This window comes from Streptomyces sp. URMC 124 (genome assembly GCF_051386455.1).
Classification (GTDB): Bacteria; Actinomycetota; Actinomycetes; order Streptomycetales; family Streptomycetaceae; genus Streptomyces.
On record NZ_JBPQTS010000030.1, the window covers coordinates 1 to 21,048 of the forward strand.

The 21,048-nt window shown below is 73.0% G+C and carries 17 protein-coding genes; 7 read left to right on the forward strand and 10 right to left on the reverse strand.

Annotated elements, in window-relative coordinates; translation table 11 throughout:
* The first annotated feature begins 285 nt into the window (after positions 1 to 285).
* A complete protein-coding gene (locus ACSNOG_RS08910) occupies positions 286 to 840 on the forward strand; it encodes a F0F1 ATP synthase subunit B (RefSeq protein ID WP_436752017.1) in 555 nt (184 codons plus the stop codon).
* Between the two features lie 129 nt (positions 841 to 969).
* Here the strand turns inward: ACSNOG_RS08910 and pepN are convergent, their stop codons facing one another.
* The 4 genes from pepN to ACSNOG_RS08930 form a co-directional block, all read right to left on the reverse strand.
* Positions 970 to 3,519, reverse strand: coding sequence for an aminopeptidase N (gene pepN / locus ACSNOG_RS08915; RefSeq protein WP_436752018.1), 2,550 nt, complete (start codon positions 3,517 to 3,519; stop codon positions 970 to 972).
* Positions 3,520 to 4,342: 823 nt separating this feature from the next.
* Entirely contained in the window at positions 4,343 to 4,648 is a 306-nt protein-coding gene (locus ACSNOG_RS08920; RefSeq protein WP_436752019.1) for a chorismate mutase, read from the reverse strand.
* An 11-nt stretch (positions 4,649 to 4,659) separates the two neighbouring features.
* Complete coding sequence (locus ACSNOG_RS08925; RefSeq protein WP_436752020.1) at positions 4,660 to 5,550, reverse strand: helix-turn-helix domain-containing protein; 891 nt, start codon at positions 5,548 to 5,550, stop codon at positions 4,660 to 4,662.
* Positions 5,551 to 5,611: 61 nt separating this feature from the next.
* Complete coding sequence (locus ACSNOG_RS08930) at positions 5,612 to 8,746, reverse strand: endo-alpha-N-acetylgalactosaminidase family protein (RefSeq protein WP_436752060.1); 3,135 nt, start codon at positions 8,744 to 8,746, stop codon at positions 5,612 to 5,614.
* Between the two features lie 241 nt (positions 8,747 to 8,987).
* Here ACSNOG_RS08930 and ACSNOG_RS08935 point away from each other — a divergent pair, with 241 nt between their 5' ends.
* Positions 8,988 to 9,368 (forward strand): VOC family protein, encoded by a 381-nt coding sequence (locus ACSNOG_RS08935; RefSeq protein ID WP_436752021.1) that lies wholly within the window; start codon positions 8,988 to 8,990, stop codon positions 9,366 to 9,368.
* Positions 9,369 to 9,423: 55 nt separating this feature from the next.
* On the opposite strand, the gene ACSNOG_RS08940 is transcribed toward ACSNOG_RS08935, so the two are convergent.
* The 4 genes from ACSNOG_RS08940 to ACSNOG_RS08955 all read right to left on the reverse strand — a co-directional run bounded on the left by ACSNOG_RS08940 (position 9,424) and on the right by ACSNOG_RS08955 (position 13,176).
* Positions 9,424 to 10,575 carry a sensor histidine kinase gene (locus ACSNOG_RS08940; RefSeq protein WP_436752022.1) on the reverse strand — a complete coding sequence of 384 codons (1,152 nt, stop codon included), beginning with the start codon at positions 10,573 to 10,575 and terminating at the stop codon, positions 9,424 to 9,426.
* Positions 10,572 to 11,249 (reverse strand): response regulator, encoded by a 678-nt coding sequence (locus ACSNOG_RS08945; RefSeq protein WP_436752023.1) that lies wholly within the window; start codon positions 11,247 to 11,249, stop codon positions 10,572 to 10,574. Before ACSNOG_RS08945 ends, ACSNOG_RS08940 begins: the two co-directional genes overlap by 4 nt.
* Positions 11,250 to 11,362: 113 nt before the next feature.
* On the reverse strand, positions 11,363 to 12,106 hold the full coding sequence (locus ACSNOG_RS08950; RefSeq protein WP_436752024.1) for a hypothetical protein: 744 nt from the start codon (positions 12,104 to 12,106) through the stop codon (positions 11,363 to 11,365).
* A gap of 266 nt (positions 12,107 to 12,372) precedes the next feature.
* Positions 12,373 to 13,176, reverse strand: coding sequence for a S1 family peptidase (locus tag ACSNOG_RS08955; RefSeq protein ID WP_436752025.1), 804 nt, complete (start codon positions 13,174 to 13,176; stop codon positions 12,373 to 12,375).
* Positions 13,177 to 13,409: 233 nt separating this feature from the next.
* Here ACSNOG_RS08955 and ACSNOG_RS08960 point away from each other — a divergent pair, with 233 nt between their 5' ends.
* Entirely contained in the window at positions 13,410 to 14,300 is an 891-nt protein-coding gene (locus tag ACSNOG_RS08960; protein ID WP_436752026.1) for a hypothetical protein, read from the forward strand.
* A 37-nt stretch (positions 14,301 to 14,337) separates the two neighbouring features.
* On the opposite strand, the gene ACSNOG_RS08965 is transcribed toward ACSNOG_RS08960, so the two are convergent.
* Both ACSNOG_RS08965 and ACSNOG_RS08970 read right to left on the reverse strand, forming a co-directional pair.
* Complete coding sequence (locus tag ACSNOG_RS08965) at positions 14,338 to 15,393, reverse strand: glycoside hydrolase family 113 (protein ID WP_436752027.1); 1,056 nt, start codon at positions 15,391 to 15,393, stop codon at positions 14,338 to 14,340.
* Positions 15,394 to 15,416: 23 nt separating this feature from the next.
* Entirely contained in the window at positions 15,417 to 17,231 is a 1,815-nt protein-coding gene (locus ACSNOG_RS08970) for a DUF2334 domain-containing protein (protein WP_436752028.1), read from the reverse strand.
* A gap of 323 nt (positions 17,232 to 17,554) precedes the next feature.
* On the opposite strand from ACSNOG_RS08970, the gene ACSNOG_RS08975 reads away from it, so the two are divergent.
* From ACSNOG_RS08975 to ACSNOG_RS08990, 4 genes are all read left to right on the forward strand, one after another.
* The gene (locus ACSNOG_RS08975) at positions 17,555 to 17,788 is read left to right on the forward strand and encodes a hypothetical protein (RefSeq protein WP_436752029.1); all 234 of its coding nucleotides are present in this window, start codon (positions 17,555 to 17,557) and stop codon (positions 17,786 to 17,788) included.
* On the forward strand, positions 17,785 to 19,044 hold the full coding sequence (locus tag ACSNOG_RS08980) for a glycosyltransferase family 2 protein (RefSeq protein ID WP_436752030.1): 1,260 nt from the start codon (positions 17,785 to 17,787) through the stop codon (positions 19,042 to 19,044). Before ACSNOG_RS08975 ends, ACSNOG_RS08980 begins: the two co-directional genes overlap by 4 nt.
* Before the next feature lie 80 nt (positions 19,045 to 19,124).
* Positions 19,125 to 20,315 (forward strand): non-hydrolyzing UDP-N-acetylglucosamine 2-epimerase, encoded by a 1,191-nt coding sequence (gene wecB / locus ACSNOG_RS08985; protein ID WP_436752031.1) that lies wholly within the window; start codon positions 19,125 to 19,127, stop codon positions 20,313 to 20,315.
* Entirely contained in the window at positions 20,312 to 20,977 is a 666-nt protein-coding gene (locus ACSNOG_RS08990; protein ID WP_436752032.1) for a family 16 glycoside hydrolase, read from the forward strand. Before wecB ends, ACSNOG_RS08990 begins: the two co-directional genes overlap by 4 nt.
* The last annotated feature ends 71 nt before the right edge of the window (positions 20,978 to 21,048 follow it).

Below are 21,048 nucleotides of genomic sequence, written 5' to 3' on the forward strand. Positions count from 1 at the left end.
GGGCGGGGGTGCGGTCTGCGGCGTCGTGGGGGGAGGCGACGGTGGGGCCGGCGGGCGCAGGCATCTGACTTTGCCCCTTTTGGGTTGACTTCGAGCGCGTGCTGTGGTGTCGGACCGGGCTGTGACGAGCGGCAACTGCAACAAGTTACGTGGAGCGCACGTTCGGTGACCGGCAGAGGGGCGGGGTTCGCTCGATGGTGGTACGGCGGCGCAACGGGGGTGAGATGTGTCTGCTAATGGGGTCCGGGGCGGACGCACCCCGTTCCGTCGACTAATCTGCACCCCATGGCCATGAACTTTCTCGCTCTCGACGTAGGGCCGCTCAAGCCCGAGCCCGCGCCGCTCGTGCTCGGCGCCGTGCTGTTCTTCATCGTCTTCGCCGTGATGGCGAAGGTGCTGCTGCCCCGGATCAACAAGGTCCTCAACGAGCGTGAGAAGGCCACCGAAGGCCGCTTCGACGAGGCGGAGGAGATCCGCGCGGAGGCCGCGCGCGTCCACGCCGAGTACCAGGAGCTGCTGGCCGAGGCCCGGCACGAGGCCGCACGCCTGCGCCAGGAGTCGCTCGAGCAGGGCACGGCGATCGTCGCCGAGCTGCGTGCCGAGGGCCAGCGCCAGCGCGAGGAGATCATCTCCGCGGGTCACGCGGTGATCGACGCCGAGCGTGCGGTGGCCGAGGCCGAGCTGCGCGAGCAGGTCGGCGTGCTGGCCACGGAGCTGGCCGGCCGCATCGTCGGCGAGGACGTCGCCCAGTCCGCTCGTGACAACGGCACGGTGGACCGCTTCCTGGAGGAGCTGCGCACCGCGCAGGCCTCCGACGCCGCCCGCGAGTCGCGCGGCTGACAGCGGCGGGCCGCAACCGGCGGCTGCCGCCGGGACCCATCTCGGACGCCGAAGGCTCCGCACCCTTTCCGGGTGCGGAGCCTTCGGCGTTCTCCGGGTTTTCCCGAGCGGGTTACCCCAGCGCGCGGGTTACCCCAGGCTTTCCCTGATGCGCAGGGCGCGGCGCAGGTCGTCGAGCTGGTCGTCGAGACGGCGGCGCAGGGCCGGGGTCGGGCCGGTGGTGCGCAGGCACGCTTCGCCGAGGTCGAGGGTGTGCTGCTCGACGTGGGGCCGGGGGAAGCCGGCGGTGCCGGCGGCCGCGGCCAGGGCGGGGCCGCGGCGGGCGGCGAGGGCGACGGCGGCGGGGTGGTAGCGGTCGAGGTAGGGGCGGGTGAGATCGAGCTGCTCGGGCTGCCAGAAGCCTTCGGCGGTGGCGGTGAAGAGGTAGTTGGAGAGCTCCGGGTGGTGCTCGGGGTCGTACATGGCCCGCCAGGCGGCTTCCTTGGCCGCCGGGTCGGGGAGGGCGGCCTTGCAGCGGGCGGCGCCTTCCTGTCCGGTGGCGCTGGGGTCGCGGGCGAGCTCGGCGTCGACGGCTTCGGCGGTGGTGGCGCCGAGGACGGCGAGGCGGGCGAGGGCGCGCCAGCGCAGTTCGGGGTCGAGGGCGGGGCCGCCGGGGACGGTGCCGTCGCGGAGCCAGGCGTCGAGGGTGTCCGGGGTGGTGGCGCTGTCGATGAGGGTGCGGACGGCGGTCAGGCGCAGGCCCTGGGCGGCGCTGCCCTCTTCGTGGTCGCGGGTGCGGTCGAGGAGGTCCTGGGCGAGGGCGGTGAGGCCCTCCAGGGCGGCGGGGCGGTCGGCCGGGGCGAGGTAGCGGTCGGCGATCTGGCCGCGGGCGAAGGCGAGGACGGCCCGGGTGAGGGCGACGTCGCTCTCGCGGGGCAGGTGGGTGCGGGCGGCGTCGAGGTAGCCGGCGGGGGCGAGTTCGCCGTCGCGGACCATGTCGCGGGCGGCGTTCCACAGGACGGCGCGGGTGAGGGGGTCGGGCAGTGCCGACAGCGAGCCGAGGGCGGTCCGCCAGGAGGCGGGGTCGAGGCGGACCTTGGCGTAGGTGAGGTCGCCGTCGTTGAGCAGGAGCAGGTCGGGGCGGGTGCCGGGGAGGACCTTGACGTCCCTTCCCTGCGGTACGTCCAGCTCGAAGCGGTCGCGGAGGACCAGGCGGGCGGGGTCGGCGGGGTCGCGGTCGTAGGCGCCGGCGGCGATGCGGTGGGGGCGGGTGCCGTCCCGGTCGACGGTGAGGTGCCAGTAGCCTTCGGCCTCGCCGATCGCCGGGGTGAGCGTGTCGACGCCGCTGGTGCGCAGCCAGCGGTCGGCCCAGGCGTGGACGTCGCGGTCGGTGTGGCGGGCCAGGGAGTCGAGGAAGTCGGCGAGGGCGGCGTTGCCGAAGCGGTGGCGGGCGAAGTGGTCGTTGATGCCGGCGAGGAAGGCCTTCTCGCCGAGCCAGGCGACGAGCTGGCGCAGGGCGGAGGCGCCCTTGGCGTAGGAGATGCCGTCGAAGTTCAGCAGCGCGGAGGCGGTGTCCGGGACGGCGTCGGGGTCGGGGGCGACGGGGTGGGTGGAGGGGCGCTGGTCGGCGTCGTAGCCCCAGCCCTTGCGGGCGCAGGCGAAGTCGGTCCAGGCGCCGTCGAAGCGGGTCGCTTCCGCGAGGACCTGGTAGCCCATGTACTCGGCGAAGGACTCGTTCAGCCAGATGTCGTCCCACCAGCGGAGGGTGACGAGGTCACCGAACCACATGTGGGCCATCTCGTGGGCGATGGTCACGCCGCGGGACTGGCGTTCGGTGTCGGTGACGGCCGAGCGGAAGATGTACTCGTCGCGGAAGGTGACCAGGCCCGGGTTCTCCATGGCGCCGGCGTTGAACTCGGGGACGAACGCCTGGTCGTAGGAGTCGAACGGGTACGGCTCGTCGAAGATCTCGTGGAAGCGGTCGTAGCAGCGGCGCGTGATGTCGAGGAGCTCCTCGGCGTCGGCGTCGAGGTGCGGGGCGAGGGAACGGCGGCAGTGCAGGGCGAAGGGCAGGCCGGCGTGCTCGGTGCGTACGGAGTGCCAGGGGCCGGCGGCGAAGGCGACGAAGTACGTGCTGAGCGGCTGGGTCGTGGCCAGCTGCCAGTGGCCTGCGGCCGGCTCGCCGGTGGTGGTGGGGGTGGCGAGGGCGGTGCGGGTGGCGACGGCGTTGCCGAGGACGGTCCAGTGGGGCGGGGCGGTGACCGTCGCGTCGAAGACCGCCTTGAGGTCGGGCTGGTCGAAGGCGGCGAAGACGCGCTGGACGTCGTCGATGAAGGTCTGGGTGTAGACGTAGGTCTCGCCGTCGGCGGGGTCGGTGAAGCGGTGCATGCCCTCGCCCGTGCGGGAGTAGCGCATGTCGGCCTCTATGAGCAGCTCGTGCTCGCCGGGCGTGAGGGCGAGGGCGAGACGGTTGTCGGCGAGGGCGGCCGCGTCGAGGGGGTGGCCGTCGAGGACGGCGCGGTGCAGGGCGGCGGGCCGGAGCTCGACGAAGGTGTCGCCCGCGTGGCGCGCGGTGAAGTGGATGCGGGTGGTCGACCCGAACAGCTCGTCACCACGGGTGAGATCGAGGTCGACGGCGTACCGGTGAACGTCGAGGAGACGGGCGCGGGCCTGGGCTTCATCGCGTGTGAGTACGGGCATGGGCCTCATGCTGCCGTATCGCCGGCGCTGTGCCGAAGCGGGTTTTGGGCGGTTCGGGGTGCGGTCCGATGCGAGCGCATCACCCGGGGGTCTCCCCCGCCACGGAAGCCGGCGGTGCCGGGGCGGCCTGCAGGGCGGTACGGCACCGCCGACACGCACCGTCCCGGCTGAGCACCGCCGCGGCGGAAAGAAAGGCGCGGGCTGATCCCAGGCCCGTCCGCGCGCGGCCCGCGGCTCTCCCCGCCGCAGCAGTGAGCCACCCCCACGGCGGACACCGGCAGCCCGGGACGGCCCGCAAGGCAGTACGGCACCGCCGGCACGCACCGCCCCGGCTGAGCACCGCCGCGGCGGAAAAGAAACGCGGGCCGCCCCCTAGGCCCGTCTGCGCGCGGCCCGCGGCTCTCCCCCGCCGCGGCGGTGAGCAACCCCCACGGCGGACACCGGCGGTGCCGGGGCGGCCTGCGAGGCAGTACGGCACCGCCGGGACGCGTCGCCCCGGCTGAGCACCGCCGCGGCGGAAAGAAAGGCGCGGGCTGATCCCAGGCCCGTCCGCGCGCGGCCCGCGGCTCTCACCCACCGCGGCGGTGCCGGGACGGCCCGCAAGGCAGTACGGCACCGCCGGCACGCACCGTCCCGGCTGAGCACCGCCGCGGCGGAAAAGAAACGCGGGCCGCCCCCTAGGCCCGTCTGCGCGCGGCCCGCGGAGGCTCTCCCCGCGGCGGACGCCCGCGGTGCCGGGGCGGCCCGCAGGGCGGTGCGGTGCCGCCGGGACGCGGCCTCCCGGCTTACCGGGGCGCCGTGTGGGGCGGCCCCGCTGGGAGGGTTACGTGCGGGCGATCGTTTCGTGGTGGCGGATGACCTCGGCGATGATGAAGTTCAGGAACTTCTCGGCGAACGCGGGGTCGAGTTTGGCGTTCTCGGCCAGTTCGCGGAGGCGGGCGATCTGGCGGGCCTCGCGGGCCGGGTCGGCGGGGGGCAGTTTGTGGGCGGCCTTGAGGTGGCCGACCTGCTGGGTGGCCTTGAAGCGCTCGGCGAGCATGTGGATCACCGCTGCGTCGATGTTGTCGATGCTGTCGCGCAGCCGGCCCAGCTCGGCCCGTACGGACTCGTCCATGGAACTGTTGCTCATGGTCACCGAGCCTATGCGGAGGGGCGGGGTGCGATCACCGGTGGGTGGTCCGGGTCGGGGATGCGCGCGCTCCAGCCGCCGGGCACGGTGCGCTCCTGGCGGGCGCGGAAGCGGACGGGCGCGGTGCCGACGCGGCGGGTGAAGAGGCGGCTGAAGTAGGCGGGGTCGGTGTAGCCGACGCGGCGGGCCACGGCGGCGACGGGCAGTTCGGTGGCGGCGAGGAGTTCCTTGGCGTGGCCGAGGCGGATGCCGAGGAGGTAGTCCTTGGGGCTGCAGCCGGCGCCGCGGCGGACGGCGACGCGCAGTTCGGCGGTGGTCATGCCGTGCCGGGCGGCGTGCTGGGTGACGGTCAGGGGCAGGAAGGCGTCCCGGGCGAGGGCCTGCAGTATCGGTTCTCCGCCGTGTGTGGTGTCGGCGCGCGCCCGGCGCAGGGCGACGAGCAGTTCGTGGACGGCGGCGGAGGTCTCGAGTTCCAGGAGCGGATTGGCGCGGCGGGCGGCGCGGGCGATGCGGTGGACGACGGCGCGCACGGCGGTGGTGTCCGTGAGGGGGACGAGGGGCCGGTGGGGTTCGATGCAGCCCAGTTCCGTGTAGGCGGTGACGGCGGGGCCGGTGAAGTCGACGAAGCTCTCGTCCCAGCCGGTGCCGTCCGCGGCCCCGTAGTGGTGGGGGATTCCGGGGGCGAGCCACAGGAGCGCGGGCCCGGTGACGGTGCGGGTGTGCCCGTCGGGTGTGCGCAGCCAGCCGGTGCCGGCGTGGACGACGACGGCGACGTGGTGGTCGAGGGTGCGGGGGCCGACGGCGGGGAGCGCTCCGTGTTGCAGGCCGACGCCGAGGCAGACGAGGCCGAGGCGGTGGTGGACGGGGCCGGGGGTGAAGTAGCGCATCCATGTCTGGTACATGGGTCCCGGCCTCCCGCGGTGTCGGCCCCGTGTGCCGATCTTCGCGTATGGCGGCGGGCTTTCACCAGGGGGCGGCGGCACCCCCATCCGCCTCGTCCGCCCTGTCCGCCTCGTACACCGTGAACCCGTCGAGGACGAACTCCGCCGTGCCGCTGCCGCCCGTCTTGCGCAGCCCCACCCACGCCTCCCCCGCCCCCGCTTCCGGCGCGGTGAACTCGTACGTGTGCGTGGCGGGCGCGTGGGCGGCGGGCAGCGGGGTGCGCTGCAGTTCGCGGGGCTCCGGCGTGTCGGCGGCGGTGATCCAGGCGTACTGCCCGGCGGCCTCGTTCTCGTAGCGGAAGGAGACGCGGTAGCGGTGCCCGGGCCGGAAGCGGACGGTGTGCGGCACGGTGCGGTAGACGACGCCGGTGTTCTCGCCGCGCGATTTGAGGGACTGGGTGCCGTCGATGACGTCGTCGACGGCCTTGCCGTTCCAGCCGCGCTGGGTGAAGGGCGCGTGCCGCTGGGCGATGTGGGTGCGCGGGTCGGTGGCGCCGCCCGCGTCGCCCTTGACGAAGGGGCCCCACCCCTGGGGGACGTGCTCGAAGTCCTCGAAGACGAGCGCGCCGGCGCGCCCGGCCGGGGTGCCCGCGGGGACGACGCGCAGCGCGTCGAAGCGGACGCGCGCGCCGCCCTCGGCGACGGTCAGGGTGAGGGTGACGGGGCCGCCGCCCGGCGGCACGGTGAACCGGGTGAACATGCGCTGGAAGCGGGTGCCGTGCTTGCGGTCGGCGCCCACGTAATTGACGGCGGTGGAGGTGTCCGTCCAGTTGGCGGCCGTGATGCCGTCGGCGGTACGGACTTCCAGGCCGGCCCGGCGCCGCTCCCCCGCGGTGTCGCCGACTTCGACCTGGACGGACGCCGCGTAGGTGCCGGGCGCGAGCCGGGCGAGCCGCTGGCCCACCGTGGCTGCTGCCCCGGCGCGTACGACGAGTTCCCAGTCGCCCAGGGCGCTGCGCTCGACCCCCGCGGGTCCGGTGACCTGCCATCCCCCGAGGCCGCCGGAGTGGAAGCCGGGGTCGTACACGGGCGTGCCCTCGCCCCAGGCGGGCTGCGGTGACCGGCCGTGGCCGCGGGTGAGGACGTAGGGCTGCCCGGCCGCGGCCTCGATGGTGACTTCGCCGCTGCGGACGGGCAGGGCAAGGGCGTCGGCGCGGCCTTGGTCGGTGAGCCGGTGGAGGACGACGGTGCGCCGCCGCGCCCAGCCGAGCGGCAGGCGCCAGCGGGTGGTGCCGCCCTGCGGGTTGTAGTGGTAGAGCTTGGCGGGGTCGCGGGCCTCGCGCGGCTCCCAGGGCAGGAGGTAGGTGCCGCCGCGGTAGACCGTGCGCCCGTCGGTGGTGATGGTGCGCGTGCCGTCGGCGTCGCTCACGGCGGTGCGCTCCGGCCCCTCGAAGGTGATCTCGTGCTCGCCCCAGGTGCGGACGGGGCGCGCCTGCAGGTATTTGGCGGGGAGGTTCTCGGTCCACAGCAGGCGGTGGAAGGCCTCCCAGTCGGTCTTGCCCTGCCAGCCCTCGAACGTGCCGAGCTTCGCGGTGCCGAGGAGCGGCCATTTGTCGGCGAAGACGTCCTTGCGGTGGTGGTGGACGAAGCGGATGAGGCGGGAGTTGATGCCGCGCGAGGTGTCGGGCCCGTAGTCGGTCTCGCTCGCCCAGTGCGACCAGAGGCTGGAGCGCTCCAGGCCGTGGCCCCATTCGCTGGTGATCTGCCAGCCCTGCTCGCGCAGGGCGCGCTGGAGCCGGTCGGAGGTCCAGCCGGATTCGCGGAAGACGTCGATGTAGAGGGTGGTCAGGGCGGGGTCGGTCTCGTCGCGCAGCTGCCGGAAGCGGCGGACGACGTCGCCGGAGAGCAGGTCGCGGCGGGCGTCGATCTTGTACGACTGGTCGAGCCAGTCCCACTGTCTGTCGTTCTTGTCGACGAGGGTCTCGGAGAAGGCGTGGGCCACGGGGTAGGACTCGGTGGCGTTGACGTGCACGGCGAAGTCGCTGTTCCAGCGCTTTCCGGCGCGCAGGAGGGTGTTGAGGTCGGCGAGGCCGCCGGCGCGGGTGTTGTAGTTGCCGCCGTAGTCGGGGTGGGCCGAGTCGTGGCCTTCGGACTGGTAGCCCTTGAGGAGGGTGAACTGCCGCAGTCCGTCCGTGGCCAGGGCGATGCGCTTGACGTTGTCGAGGGTGGCGAGGAAAGGGTTGGTGGCCTGGCTCGCGAAGTTGAACGCGATGTGGGGGACGACGCGCAGGTGCTGTTCGCCGGCCCCGAGGGGCTCGGTGGTGATCTCGCGCAGGGCGATGGCCCCGTCCTGCCAGTCGGCGTCGCCGTCGCCGTTGCGGTCGGGGGTGAGGACGACGGTGGCGCGGGGCAGGGGTTCGGTGTCGGTGAGGGCGGCTCCCGCGGCGCGGTGGGTCCACTGGCCGCAGGTGAGCTCGGTCTTGGTGTGGCCGGGGCGGGTGAGGGTCTGGTGCCGGAGGCGGCCGTTCTCCCAGGCCGTGGCGGCGTCGGGCCGGTCCTGGACGGTGTTGGTGTCGACGGCGGCGGCGAGCCGGCCGGTGCTGACGACGGCGTAGGCGCAGCCGATGGGCGCCTCGTCGGCGGGCGTGTCCGGGCCGGGGCGGACGAGGGTGTCGCCACTCTTGGCCTTGTCGAGCTGGATGCGGGCGGCGAGGAGGGCGCCGCCCGGCCGGCTGCTGCGGACGCTGAGCAGGGCCAGGCCGGGGATGCGCAAGGTGCCCACGCGCAGGGCGGGGGTGTCGGCGATGCGGGTGATGCGCCAGTGGACGAGGAGGCCGTCGACGTGGATCTCGGCGTCGATGCGGGTGCCTCCGGGGAGGGTGAGGACGTAGGCGGCGCGGTCGTCGTGGACGGTGGAGGTGACGTGGGGGGTGTGTTCCTCCTCGTTCACGAGCAGGGTGGTGACGGGGTCCTCCTGGGCGTGGACGACGTCTCCGGTGGGGCGGTGGGTGTAGGAGAGGATGCGGGGGAAGCCGGTGTCGACGCGTACGTCGAGGTCGGCGGAGCGCAGGACGGCTTCGGCGGACGCGGCGGGGGTGGCGGCCTGGGCCGTCCCGGCGAGCCCGGTCGGACCGGCGGCTCCGGCCGCCGCCAGGCCTGCGATTCCGGTGATTCCGGCGATGCCCGCGATTCCCGCGAGGGCGCCGGTCGTGACCACGGCACGCCGGGTGGGCGCTGCGCTGCCGTCGTGCGAGCTGTACGGCTCGCACGGTTCGTACGTCTCGTGCGCCTGCGGCCTGTGCGGGGGCTGCTGCCGCGCCCCGGGGTCGGTGTCCACGCCGCGTTCCTCCTCCGTACCGGTGGTCACGGCCACACAGTGGAGGGCGGGGGCCGCGGCGCCCATGGACAAAAGTGCGGCGGCTCTTGGACTCCTGTCCGGGAGGAGGCAGGATCGTTCCATGATCGCAAAACTGATGTATCCCGTGATCGACTGCCCGGACCCGGCCGCTCTGGCCGGTTTCTACGCCGGGATCCTGGACTGGGAGGTGGACGCCTCCGACCCGTCGTGGGTGTGGCTGACGTCCCCCTCGGGCGAGCGGATCGCCTTCCAGGAGGCGAAGGACCACCGCCCGCCGCGCTGGCCGGACCCGGAGCACCCGCAGCAGTTCCACCTGGACTTCGAGGTCGACACGATCGAGGACGTGGAGCGGGCGCAGCGTGAGGTGATCGGGCTGGGTGCGACGTTCCTGCACGACAGCGGGGGCAAGCAGAAGGGGTTCCGGGTGTTCAACGACCCCGCCGGGCACCCCTTCTGCCTCTGCTACGGGCAGTGGCTCTAGGCCGCCCGCAGGCGGGGCCGGGCCGGTGCGGGCCCGCGCCGGCCCGGCCCCGCCCCTACCGCCTGCGGTCCGCGGGGAAGAGCGCCGTGACCTCCCAGCCGCCCTCCGGCGCGGGTCCCGCGCGCAGGATGCCGCCCATGGCCTTGGCCCGTTCGCTGAGGCCGACGAGTCCGAAGCCGCCGCCGCGGGCCTTGTCGGAGAGGACGGCCGCGTGCTTGCCGTCGTCGGCGATGCGCAGCTCGACGCCGGCCGGGACCCCGCGGACGCCGATCCGTACGGCCGTGGCGTCGGCGGCGTGTTTGCGGATGTTGGTGAGGGCCTCGCGGACGACGCGGTGGACGCCGGCGGCGACCTCGGCGGGGATCCACGTCTCCATCCCCTTCTCGATGTAGAGGGTGACGGGCGGCCCGGTGCGGGCGAAGGCCTCGGTGAGGGAGCGGACCTCCGGCAGGCCGGCGACGGGTTCGGTCTCGGCGTCGCCTTCGCGCAGGATGCCCACCAGGCGCCGCATGGCGCTGAGGGATTCGCCGGCCGAGAGCTCGATGCGTTCGAAGGCGGCCGCCGCCGCGGGCCCGTCGAGGGCGGTGAAGCGGGCGGCCTGGGCCTGGACGACGATGCCGGTGACGTGGTGGGCGACGAGGTCGTGGAGTTCGCGGGCGAGTTCGAGGCGCTCGGCGGTGCGGACGGCGGCGAGGTCGCGGACGCGCTGCCCGGACTGGTTGCGCAGCAGCACCGAGTAGACGGCGACGACGACGGTGAGGGCGCAGAAGACGGCGGTGAAGGGCCCGGGGTCGAGGTCGCGCATGGGGGCGGCGAGGCAGGCGAGGGCGAGCAGGGGGCCGAGGATCGCGGCGGCGCGCGGGGAGGCGGTCTGGAGGACGGAGGTGAGGAGGGCGAGCAGGGCGATGGCCTCGCCCATGCCCCACACGGTCTGCGGGTGCTGTCCCGTCATCAGGATGAGGCTGGTGCTCCAGGACACGGCGACGGCGACGGAGGCGCGGACGGTGAGGGGGATCCACTTGTAGGGGACGGCGCACAGGCAGACGGCGATGCCGGAGGCCAGGACCATGGCGTGGGGGCGGCTGGGCTGCCGGGCCAGGACGATGCTCTCGGAGACGACGAGGCACAGCAGGGCGACCGCGAGGCCGGCTTTCGCGACGGCGGCGCGGCGGGGGTGCCGGGCGGCCCACCCGGCCACTCTGTTCATGCGCTGCCCGTGGCCAGTCCGCTCTCCCAGGCCCATGCCGCGATCTCGACGCGGTTACGGGCGTCGAGCTTCAGCTGCACGTTGGCCAGGTGGGTCTTGACCGTGGACAGCGAGACGAAGAGCTCGGCGGCGATCTCGGCGTTGGTGGCGCCGCGGGCCAGGCAGCGCACCACGTCCGCCTCGCGGTCGGTGAGCGGCTCGGCGGGGGTCCTGGCGGAGCCCGCCGGGCCGGCGGGGGCCATGTCGCGCAGGAGGCGGACGGTGATCGCCGGCGAGATGAGGGAGTCGCCGACGGCGGCGGCGTGCACGGCCTCGACGAGCATGGCGGGGCTCGCGTCCTTGAGCAGGAAGCCGGAGGCGCCGTTGCGCAGCGCGGTGTGCACGTACTCGTCGAGGTCGAAGGTGGTGACGATGACGATGCGGGGGCGGCGGCCGAGTTCAGGGCGGGCGGCGGCCCGCTCGGAGAGGCGGCGGGTGACCTCCAGGCCGTCGAGCTTGGGCATGCGGATGTCGAGGAGGAGCACGTCGGGTTCGTGCTGCTCGACGGCGGCGAGGGCGGACTCGCCGTCCACGACGTCGGCGACGACCTCGATGTCGGGCTGGCTCTCCAGGATCATGCGGAAGCCGGTGCGGACCATCTCCTGGTCGTCCGCGATGACCACGGTGATCGCCATACTCGTTCCTTGCGCTGTGCCGGCCGTACGGGGCCTGCTGTGTACGGGTGACGGGCCGGTGGGTCCTCCGCCCTTCCATGTCAGCGGGGGCGCGGGGCCGCCGCAACCGCGGGTCAGGCGCCGGTGCGCGTGGCGCGGCGGGCGGCGAGGCGCCGCATGCCGTAGGCGCCGCCGCCGAGGGCGAGCAGCCCGGCGCCGCCCGCGAGGGCGGGGGTGCCGATGTCGTGGCGGCCCTTGATGACCTCGCCGGCCTCGACGACGCGCTTGACGGGGTTGCTGGAGGCGGCGTGGAGAGTGCGCGCAGGGGGCGTGGGCCGGTGGTCGCGGTCCTCGGCGGGGCCGTTGCGCACGGTGGTGACCACGCCCTGGGCGGCCGCGGCGCGCTGGTCGCCCTTGCCGCCCTTGTCGTGGCCGGCACCGCTGCCCGTGACCGTCGCGCCCTCGGCCCCGTCGGGGGTGTGCCGCAGCTTGCCGGAGGCGAAGTCGTAGTAGTTGGTCAGGCCGGTGCCGTCGAGGGAGGCGCGCAGGGTGGGCTTTTGCGTGTGGCCGCCGAGGATGCGCAGGTGGAGCCGGTCGAGGTCGGCCGTGGGGCGGGCGGCGTCGAAGGTGTGGCGCTGCCGGCCGTGCTTGCTCACGGTGACGGTGGTGCCGCGCTCGCCGGAGGTCAGCCGGGCGCGGCTGCCGTCGGGCAGCTGGACCTGCTGGACGACGACGGTGCGGCCGGTGGGGGCGGCGCCGCCGTCCGTGCCGGCGTGGATGCGCGGGTCCGCGGCGAACGCGCTCGCCGTGGGCCAGGCCACTGCGCCGACGGCTGCGGCGAGGACGGTGGCGGCGGCGATGCGGGTCTTGGCGGACACGGAAGTGGTCCCTTTCCGTAACGGACGGCTCGGTCTGCGGCCGCCCGGGCGCCCCGGATTCGTGTCGCTCTCCGGGGCCGGCGGGCCACGCTCCTCACGTTACGGGCCTTTATCGCGCCCACACCTCGACTGTCCGACCATTCTCGCCTCGGCCGAAAGGATGACGGGGGCCCGCCCGACTCCGGTAGGACGCGGGCGGGCCGGGGAGGGACCGTACCGGACTGGTCCGTACGGGGGCCGCAGGACCAGCCGGACGGCCCAGCGGGTCAGCCGCCCAGGCTCGCGGCGGCGCTCTTGATGTTCGCCGCGAACGTGCTCACCTCGGTGTAGACGCCGGGGTAGTGCGGCCGGGCGCAGCCCTCGCCCCAGCTGACGATGCCGACCTGGATCCAGGCGCCCGCCGCGTCCTTGCGGAACATCGGGCCGCCGGAGTCGCCCTGGCAGGTGTCGACGCCGCCCTGGTCGAGGTATCCGGCGCAGATCTCCTCGCCGGGTATGAGGTTGCCGTAGGCGTTCCGGCAGGCGGTGTCGTCGACGAAGGGGACGGTGGCCTTGAGGAGCTGCCGCTGCTGGCTGCCGCCTTCGCGGTCCGCGCCCCAGCCGGCGATGGTGAAGGTGCCGTTGTTGTAGGCGGTGGTGTCGGCGGTCTTGAGGGTCGGCAGGTTGACCGGCTGGGCGAGCTTGATCAGCGCCCAGTCCTTGCCGGAGCCGTTGTAGCCGGGGGCCTGGAGCACCCGGGTGGACTTGACCTTGATGGCCTGGGAGGAGCCGAGGTCGGCGACGCCGGCCGTGGCGGTGATCGAGGTGTTGGCGCCGCTGCCGCTGACGCAGTGGGCGGCGGTCAGGACGATCTGCTGGGTGTAGAGCGAGCCGCCGCAGCCCATGGACAGCCGCACCATCCAGGGGAACTCGCCTTGCTGAGCGGGGGTGCCGCCGACGACGCCCGGGCGGGGGCCGGGGTCGTCGGCCAGTGCGGCGCCGGCGGTGAGGGCGAGCGTGGCGACGGTGGCGGCGCCGACGGCGACAGTCCTTCTGAGGGTGCATCTGAGCGTGGAGAGGAAGGAGCGCAAGGGTCTTCCTTTCGTGGGAGGTTACGCGTCGAATGTCAGGCTCATGACAATCCCGGCCGTCCGATTACCGGAATCGAGCCTTCGATGCGCGGTGTGATTATGAGGATCGGACGTACGTGCGACAAGCACCCCGTTTCGGCCAGTCCGGCGCACTGCCCGGCGGCAGGGCCGCGCCCGTACAGTGGGGACAGGGGCGCAGCGGCCGGCAGGGGGACCCCAGGGGGTGGTCACGCGTGGGCACCGGCATCGAGATCGTGCACGGCTTTCCGCACGTCGAGACCGTGCGCGCCGCGATCACCGCGCTGTACAAGCGCCTCTCCTACGACACCGTGCACAGCTTCGAGCTCAGCGTGCCCCCGTCCGACGTCGCCTTCTCCGACGAGGAGAACCCCTATCTCGGCGTGCAGCGGGTCGCCGGGGCGATGGTGCGGCACCTGCGGCTGCCGGACGCCCGGATGATCGTCAGCTTCCGCGACATGCGGCACGCCGGGAGCGTCGAGCTCGCCGCCGGGCCGGAGTACTTCATCGAACTCAACTCCCGCTTCAAGACCCACCGCCGGGACATCGGCGCCGCCCTCTCGCACGAGGTCATGCACGTCTACCTGCACCGGCTCGGCCTCGCCTTCCCCGGCACCCGGGACAACGAGATCCTCACCGACACCGCGGCGGCCTACCTGGGCGCGGGGTGGCTGCTGCTCGACGCCTACCGCGAGTCGTCCGTCTCCACGCAGAAGCTCGGCTACCTCACCCCCGAGGAGTTCGGCTACGTCATCGCCAAGCGGGCGCTGGCCTTCGGGGAGGACCCCGCCCCCTGGTTCACCAGCCCCCAGGCCTACGAGGTCTATGTGAAGGGCCTCGCGGAGGCCCGGCGCGACGGCCGGCGGCCCCCGCTCGCGGCGGCCGGGCGGCTCGGCCGCCACCGCTACGCCCGCGACCGGCGCGCCGTCCGCGACGCGCGGGGCGGGGCGCCGCCGGCCGGCCGGGACTACGCCTTCGAGGGCCACGACCCGCTCCGGGTCAGCTTCCCGTGCCCGACGTGCCATCAGCGCATCCGCGTACCGGTGCGGGGGAAGGTCCGCGCGCGGTGCGGGCTGTGCCGGACGGTGCTGGAGTGCGACACGTAGTTCTTCCGGGCGCGCGCCCGCGTGGTGCGGGTCCGGCTCAGCCGGTGTCCGTGCCGCCGGTGCGCCAGCGGCGGCGCAGTACGTCCTCCGCCGGCTTGCCGTGCGGGGTGTAGGCCAGGCGGCGCGGGGTTTCGCCGGTGTCGGGCCAGTCGTCCCACATCCACCAGCAGACACCCGCCCACCAGGGCTTTCCGTCCAGGGCCGTGAGCAGTGCCTCGTAGGCGGCGGCCTGTTCGTCCTCCGCGGCGCTCTTGCTGACCGTCCAGGAGTAGGGCGCGGTGGTGGCGCCGCGCTGGCTGACGTAGCCGGCTTCGGTGAAGAGGATCTTGCGGTGGTGGCGGGCGGAGAAGGCCGCGAGTTCCTCGGTGATGGGTTTCCAGGCGTCGCGCAGCCGCGCGGCGTCGGCGGTGGGGCGGTCGGCCAGGGGCCAGTAAGCGTCGATGCCGATGACGTCGAGGTCGTCCCAGAAGGGGACGGTGCGGTACTCGTCGTAGTTGGCGGCGTAGGTCAGCGGCCCGCGGTACGCCGCGCGGACGGCCCGGACGACCTTGCTCCAGCGGGTGCCGTCGCGGGAGGTGCCCGCCAGCTCGGTGCCGACGGCGAACTGTTCGGCGCCACTGTCCGCGGCGAGCTGCGCGTAGTGGGTGATGAAGCGCTCGTACGCGGTGAACCAGGCGCCGGCGTCGCGCGGGCGGATGCCCGACCGGTCGCCGCCTCCGGTGAGGTCGACGTGGGGCTTGAGCATGACCTTCAGGCCGGTCCGGTGGGCGAGGCCGATGACGTGCCGGAGGGCGTCGTCGCCGGCGGTCTCGCCGGTGGTGTGCATGCCCGCGTCGGCGACGCCGTCCTGGTACCAGGTGGGCGTGAAGGTCACCCAGCGCGCGCCGGTGGCGGCGATCTGCCGCAGGTAGGCCGCGGCCTCGGGGCTGCTGTAGTCGCCGGTGTTCCAGGAGGGAAGCGTGATGCCGCGCAGTGCGGCCGCCTTTCCGTCGCCGGGGCGGGTGCTCGGACCCGGCGCGGGCCGCTCTTCCCCGTCCTCCCCGCCCGGGCCGGAGGAGCACCCGGCGAGGAGGAGGGCGGCCGCGAGCAGCACGCCGGCCGCCCTCCTCCGGGCGTTCACTGGCCGAGGGCCGCGGGGCCGACGAAGGTGTAGCCGAGGGCCTTGATGCCCTCGATCGTCTGCTTCAGCGGCGCCACCGGGTAGTAGGGGTGGTAGAAGAAGCTCGCCACGCCGTCGCGGACGGCCAGGTTGGCCTTGGCCGAGGCGATCAGGTCGGCGGGGAGCCGGGGCGGGTGGTTGTTGTACGCGTCGGGCTCGTAATTGCCGATGTTCTCGGGCAGGACGGTCGTCCCGTAGACGTCCTTGACCGCGTACGGGAAGAACTGGCCGATGTAGCGGCTGTTGTCCGGTGTGCCACCGGTGAGCGTGCCGGCGAAGTACAACGAGCGCTCCAGGCGGGCGGAGTAGTTCTGGCCCAGGACACGGTAGTCGGTGGCGGACGCCGCGTAGTGCGGAGTGGTCCAGTAGGCCGGTTTCGGCAGCCCGGCGGTGGCGAAACCGGCCAGGGCCTGGGTGACGCGGCTCTGCGCCCAGACGGTGGAGTCCTCCGCGGGCGGCCCGTCGAGGATCACGTTGTCGGCGGTGTCGACGTGGGCGCGGAAGAACTCGAAGTCGTCGCCGGTGACGCCGTTGTACGGGTTGTTCGCGGTGCCGTACTGGTGGGTGTAGCCGTGGTTCATCAGGACGGCGCCATTGGCGAGCATGTTCTTCAGCTCGGTGACGACGGCGGGGACCTGGGCGAGGGTGAGGGTCTCGGGGACTCCGTTGTTGTAGGTGCCCTTGGGGTCCTTGTAGACGGGGATGACGTTGATGCCGTACGGGATGTTCTGCGACTTGAGGTAGGTGGCGATGGCCCGCAGCTCGCTCGGCTCGGACTTGGGGCTGATGTCCTCCAGCCGCACGAAGGCCCGGTGGCGCTCGGCCGTCTGGGGGGCGAGGGCGTCGAAGAGGAGGTCCTCGAAGGCGATGACGCGGTCGCTCTCGGAGACATAGGCGAAGGGGATCTCACCGAGGTAGGTGAGGTTGGAGGAGCGGATCGCCCAGGGGCTCGTGGCCCCGGAGGTGCCGTCCTTGGCCTCGGCGAGGCGGGTGACCGCCGGATAGCCGGGCCCGGTGAGGATCGCCGGGTGGAGCACTCCCCCGTCCTGGCCCGCGGGGATCTTCCGGGTCAGCTGCTGTCCCTTGTACGTGACCTGGTTGATGTTGCCGACGGAACCGCCCGTCTCGTAGAAGGAGTTGGTGGGGTCCCAGCCGTACTTCTGCTTGAACTGGGCGAGCCCGACCGCATTGGCCATGTTCCAGATGTTGTCGCCGATCCAGGTGACGGGCCGGGTGGTGGCCAGCGCGTCCTGGTAGAAGGCGGCGGGGACGGCGTCGGGGATCGTGCCCCCGTAGTAGGTCGAGCCGAGGTAGACCGTGGCGGTGTACTGGTTGACCATGCCCGCGGTGTAGGCCGAGACGGGTTTGGCGGTGACGGTGCCGAAGTGGCCCGCGAGGTTGGCCGTCGCCATGGCGTAGAGCTCGCCCAGCTGCCCGTAGGGGCCGGCGTTGTCGTAGAGGACGAGGGCGGAGGTGCCGGCCGGGGCGGCGGCCGCCTCGGCGGCGGCGGTCTTCGCCAGGGGCGCGAGGGTGAGGGCCAGCTTGCCCGCACGGCGCAGCCGGTCCGAGGAGATCCGCGCCTTCGCCGCGGCGGCGAGGTCCTTGACGCTCTTCGGGGAGAGCGAGACCGGGTTCACGGCGTCGGTGGCGCGCGGCCGGGATATCGCGCCCTCGGCGCTCCGGGAAAGGACGAAGCCGCCCAGCAGAGCGGCGAGGAGCATGACGACGGCGGAGATCCGGAGTTTCCTGGATCTCCCACGCTTGTTCTGCATGGAAATTCCCCCTGGTAATGCAGCGGCCGTGACACCCGTTACCTCGGGGCCCGGCAGTGGCCAGATTCTTCTGGCCGGGAAGGATGTATGTCAATAGACAACTTCGGTCCCGAATGCGCAGTTCCGGGCAAGCCCCCTGGTGCAGACCAGAAGTCACATCCGTCACAGCTCCACGATCACCAGGCATAATTACCGGTACGTTCACCGAATTTGAGATTCCGCTCCAACAATTCTCATCAAGTCCGACAGTAGTACCGGTCCGATCTGATACCTTCCCTGCGCATGCCTTGCCTCGCATCGAGGCGACATACGGGGGAGAACTCATGTACGGAAAACCCGCTCTGGGATCCGTCCTGCCCATGGCCGGGCTCACCGCGGCACCGGAAGTGCTGCCGGGCATTCCCTACGCCAGGGGATTGCAGGAGGCCGCGGGGGCCGGATTCCTGCTCTACTGCGCGAGCGCCTTCGTCATCATCGCCGTCAAACTCTGGTTCGCCGCCCGCGCCGTCATGGACCGCGGCGCCGTCATGGACCGCAGCGCCGGCGGCCGGTCTTGACCGGCGAGATCCTCCTGGGATCCGCCATCGCCATCATCGTGATGGCGGGCTGCTACAACACCACCCTCTTCCTGCTTTCCCGGCGCCGCGTGCGCCGGGTCCGCGGACCCCGCCAGCAACGCCTGTACGTCTTTCTCCTCGCCTGTCTGAACGAGGAAAAAGTCCTCGCGGAAAGCCTGGCCCGCATCTCTGCCCTGCCCGCCGGTAATTTCCTCGCACTGGTCATCGACGACGCCTCCGACGACGGCACCGCGGAAGTCGCCCGCGCCGCCGACCCCGAGCGCGTCCGGCTCCTCCAGCGCACCCTGCCCGACGCCCGGCGCGGCAAGGGCGCCGCCCTCAACGCCGGAATACGGCACCTGCGCGAATCGGGCCTGCTCGACGGCTATGACCCGCACGACGTCATCGTCTGCGTCGTCGACGCCGACGGCCGGCTCGACGAACACGTGGTCCAGTCCGTCGACCCTTTCTTCGACAATCCGCGCACCGGCGCCACCCAGATCGGCGTGCGGATGTACAACCGCCACCAAGGTTTGCTGGCCCGGCTCCAGGACATGGAATTCGTCATCTACGGCGATATCTTCCAGTGCGCCCGGCGCTATATCGGAAGCGTCGGAATGGGCGGCAACGGCCAGTTCATGCGGCTCGCCGCGCTGGACTCCCTCGCCGAACCCGGCCGGGCGTCCGCCGGCCCCTGGAGCGACTCCCTGACCGAGGACCTCGACCTCGGAGTCCGCCTCATCGCCCGCGGCTGGACCAATCAGCACTGCACCGCGGCCGCGGTCTCCCAGCAGGCCGTGCTCGACGTCCGGCGCCTGGTGCGCCAGCGCTCCCGCTGGTTCCAGGGCCACCTGCAGTCGGCGGGGCTGGTGCCGCTGATCCTGCGCTCCGTGCCCACCCGCGCCGCCGTCGACCTGCTCTACCACCTCTCCAGCCCGGTCCTGATCCTGCTCACCTCCCTGCTGCCGCTGTCCTTCCTGGTCGCGGTGGCCGGCACCGTCATCGGCTCCGTGCAGGCCGGGCGCGCCCTGATCTCCCCCATGTGGATCATCGGCCCGTACCTGCTCTCCTTCACCGCCGCCTACGCGTACGGATTCGTCTACCGCCGGCGCGAACGCGGCCTCGGGCTCGTGCGCTCGATCCTGCTCTCGCACGTCTTCGTCTTCTACGGCTACATCTGGTTCGCCGCCGGCTGGTGGGGGCTGTGGCGGATGCTCACCGGCAAGCAGACGTGGCTGAAGACCGCGCGCACCTGAGCGGGCCGCGCGCACCCGAACCTCCTCTCTCCACCCGCCCGTCGGGCCTGCACCGCGACAGGCCTTTCCCAGGGAGATCCATGTCCACTGACCTCATCACCGCGCCCGTACGCGCCATGCTCGTGCTGGGCACCCGACCCGAGGCCATCAAACTGGCGCCCGTGGCCCGGGCCATGGCGCACTCCCCGCTCTTCGAACCGCTCGTCGTCACCACCGGCCAGCACCGCGAGATGCTCGACCAGATGCTGGACCTGCTGCGCGTGCCGGTCCACACCGGGCTCGACGTCATGCGCGAGCGCCAGCAGCTGTCCACCCTCACCGCCCGCCTCGTGGACGGCCTCGGCGACGTGGTCCGCGCCGAGCGCCCCGACCTCGTCGTCGTCCAGGGCGACACCACCACCGCCCTGACCGGCGCCCTCGCCGCGTTCTACGAGCACATCCCCATCGCCCACGTGGAGGCCGGCCTGCGCACCGGCGTCCTCGACAACCCCTTTCCGGAGGAGCTCAACCGCCGCCTCATAGGGCGCATGGCCCGCTGGCACTTCGCGCCCACGGAGCGCGCCGCCGGCCACCTGACGGCCGAGGGCGTCCCCGAGGCCGAGGTGTTCACCACCGGCAACACCGTCATCGACAACCTGCTGTGGGTGCTGGCCGAGGGCACCGGCCGCTGCCTCTTCCGCACCGGTCTGCGGCGCGTACTGGTCACCCTGCACCGCCGCGAGAACCAGGGCACCGTGATGCGCTCCATGGGCAGGGCCCTGTGCCGGCTCGCCGACCGCGGTGACGTGGAGATGGTGCTGCCGCTGCACAAGAGCCCCGCCGTCCGCGAGGCCCTCCTGCCGGAGCTGACCGGGCACCCGCACATCGAGGTCACCGAGCCGCTCGGCTACCTCGACTTCTCCGCCACGCTCGCCGGCTGCGACCTGGTCCTCACCGACTCCGGGGGCATCCAGGAGGAGGCGCCCACCCTCGGCAAGCCCGCCCTCGTGCTGCGCACGACCACCGAACGCCCCGAGGCGGTCGAGGCCGGCGCGGCCCGGCTCGTGGGCACCGAACCGGAGGCCATCCTGGAGGCCGCCGTCCACCTTTTGGATGATCCTGCCGCCTACGAGCGGATGGCCACGGCGGGCAATCCCTTCGGGGACGGGCACGCCACCGAGCGCATCATCGCCCAGCTCGCGGAGGACTTCGGCGCCGACGCGGACGAGGGCGGCGGCCCCGAACTGGTCGCCTCCCGCACCGAGGGGCCGGGGTCATACTCGACGGCATGACGAGAGTTCAGCGGCTGCTCGGTCTCGCACTGCTCGCCGCCCTCGCGGTGGCGGGCGCCGCCCTGGCGGCGAGCAGCCTCTGGTCCGGCGACGAGGAGCCGGACCGGCCGTGGGCCGAGGGCTCGGTCCACGGCCCGTGGCGGTCGGTCTTCGACGGCCACGGCGAGAACATCGGCCGCCACGACGGCCTCTTCCTGGCCCCCCTGCCCTCCCGGGTGCCGGACGAGACCCACGCCGGGCTGATCGTCTCCACGGAACGCTTCGCGGACGTGGACTACGAGGCGCGCATGCGGACCATCGCCCAGCTGCGCACGCCCGAGCCCAATCCGTGGGAGGTGCCGTGGCTGCTGTGGGCGTACACCGACCCCGAGCACTTCTACTACGTCACCCTCAAGCCCAACGGCTGGGAGCTCGGCAAGCGCGACCCGGCCTACGAGGGCGGGCAGCGCTTCCTGGCGACCGGCCAGGGGCGCTTCCCCGTCGGCGAGTGGTCCTCCGTGCGGGTCGCGCAGCGCGGCGCGCGCATGGAGGTCAGCGTCGACGGCCAGGGGCTGGTGGCCTACGAGGACCGCGAACGGCCCTACCGGGAAGGCAGCGTGGGGGTGTACACGGAGGACGCGAAGGTGGAGTTCCGCGACCTGCTGGTGCGCCGGACCGGCTAGGGCGGGGGAAGGGAACAGCGCGGCGCCTGCCACCTGTGGTCGGGGTGGGGCAGGCGCCGCGAGCTCTTTCC

What these genes read in the sequence shown, in the direction of transcription:
- ACSNOG_RS08920 (WP_436752019.1), bottom strand. Translation starts at nt 4,648, where the DNA reads ATGAGCAACAGTTCCATGGACGAGTCCGTACGGGCCGAGCTGGGCCGG.
- pepN (WP_436752018.1), bottom strand. Translation starts at nt 3,519, where the DNA reads ATGCCCGTACTCACACGCGATGAAGCCCAGGCCCGCGCCCGTCTCCTC.
- ACSNOG_RS08975 (WP_436752029.1), top strand. Translation starts at nt 17,555, where the DNA reads ATGTACGGAAAACCCGCTCTGGGATCCGTCCTGCCCATGGCCGGGCTC.
- wecB (WP_436752031.1), top strand. Translation starts at nt 19,125, where the DNA reads ATGTCCACTGACCTCATCACCGCGCCCGTACGCGCCATGCTCGTGCTG.
- ACSNOG_RS08945 (WP_436752023.1), bottom strand. Translation starts at nt 11,249, where the DNA reads ATGGCGATCACCGTGGTCATCGCGGACGACCAGGAGATGGTCCGCACC.
- ACSNOG_RS08990 (WP_436752032.1), top strand. Translation starts at nt 20,312, where the DNA reads ATGACGAGAGTTCAGCGGCTGCTCGGTCTCGCACTGCTCGCCGCCCTC.
- ACSNOG_RS08935 (WP_436752021.1), top strand. Translation starts at nt 8,988, where the DNA reads ATGATCGCAAAACTGATGTATCCCGTGATCGACTGCCCGGACCCGGCC.
- ACSNOG_RS08910 (WP_436752017.1), top strand. Translation starts at nt 286, where the DNA reads ATGGCCATGAACTTTCTCGCTCTCGACGTAGGGCCGCTCAAGCCCGAG.
- ACSNOG_RS08940 (WP_436752022.1), bottom strand. Translation starts at nt 10,575, where the DNA reads ATGAACAGAGTGGCCGGGTGGGCCGCCCGGCACCCCCGCCGCGCCGCC.
- ACSNOG_RS08970 (WP_436752028.1), bottom strand. Translation starts at nt 17,231, where the DNA reads ATGCAGAACAAGCGTGGGAGATCCAGGAAACTCCGGATCTCCGCCGTC.
- ACSNOG_RS08925 (WP_436752020.1), bottom strand. Translation starts at nt 5,550, where the DNA reads ATGTACCAGACATGGATGCGCTACTTCACCCCCGGCCCCGTCCACCAC.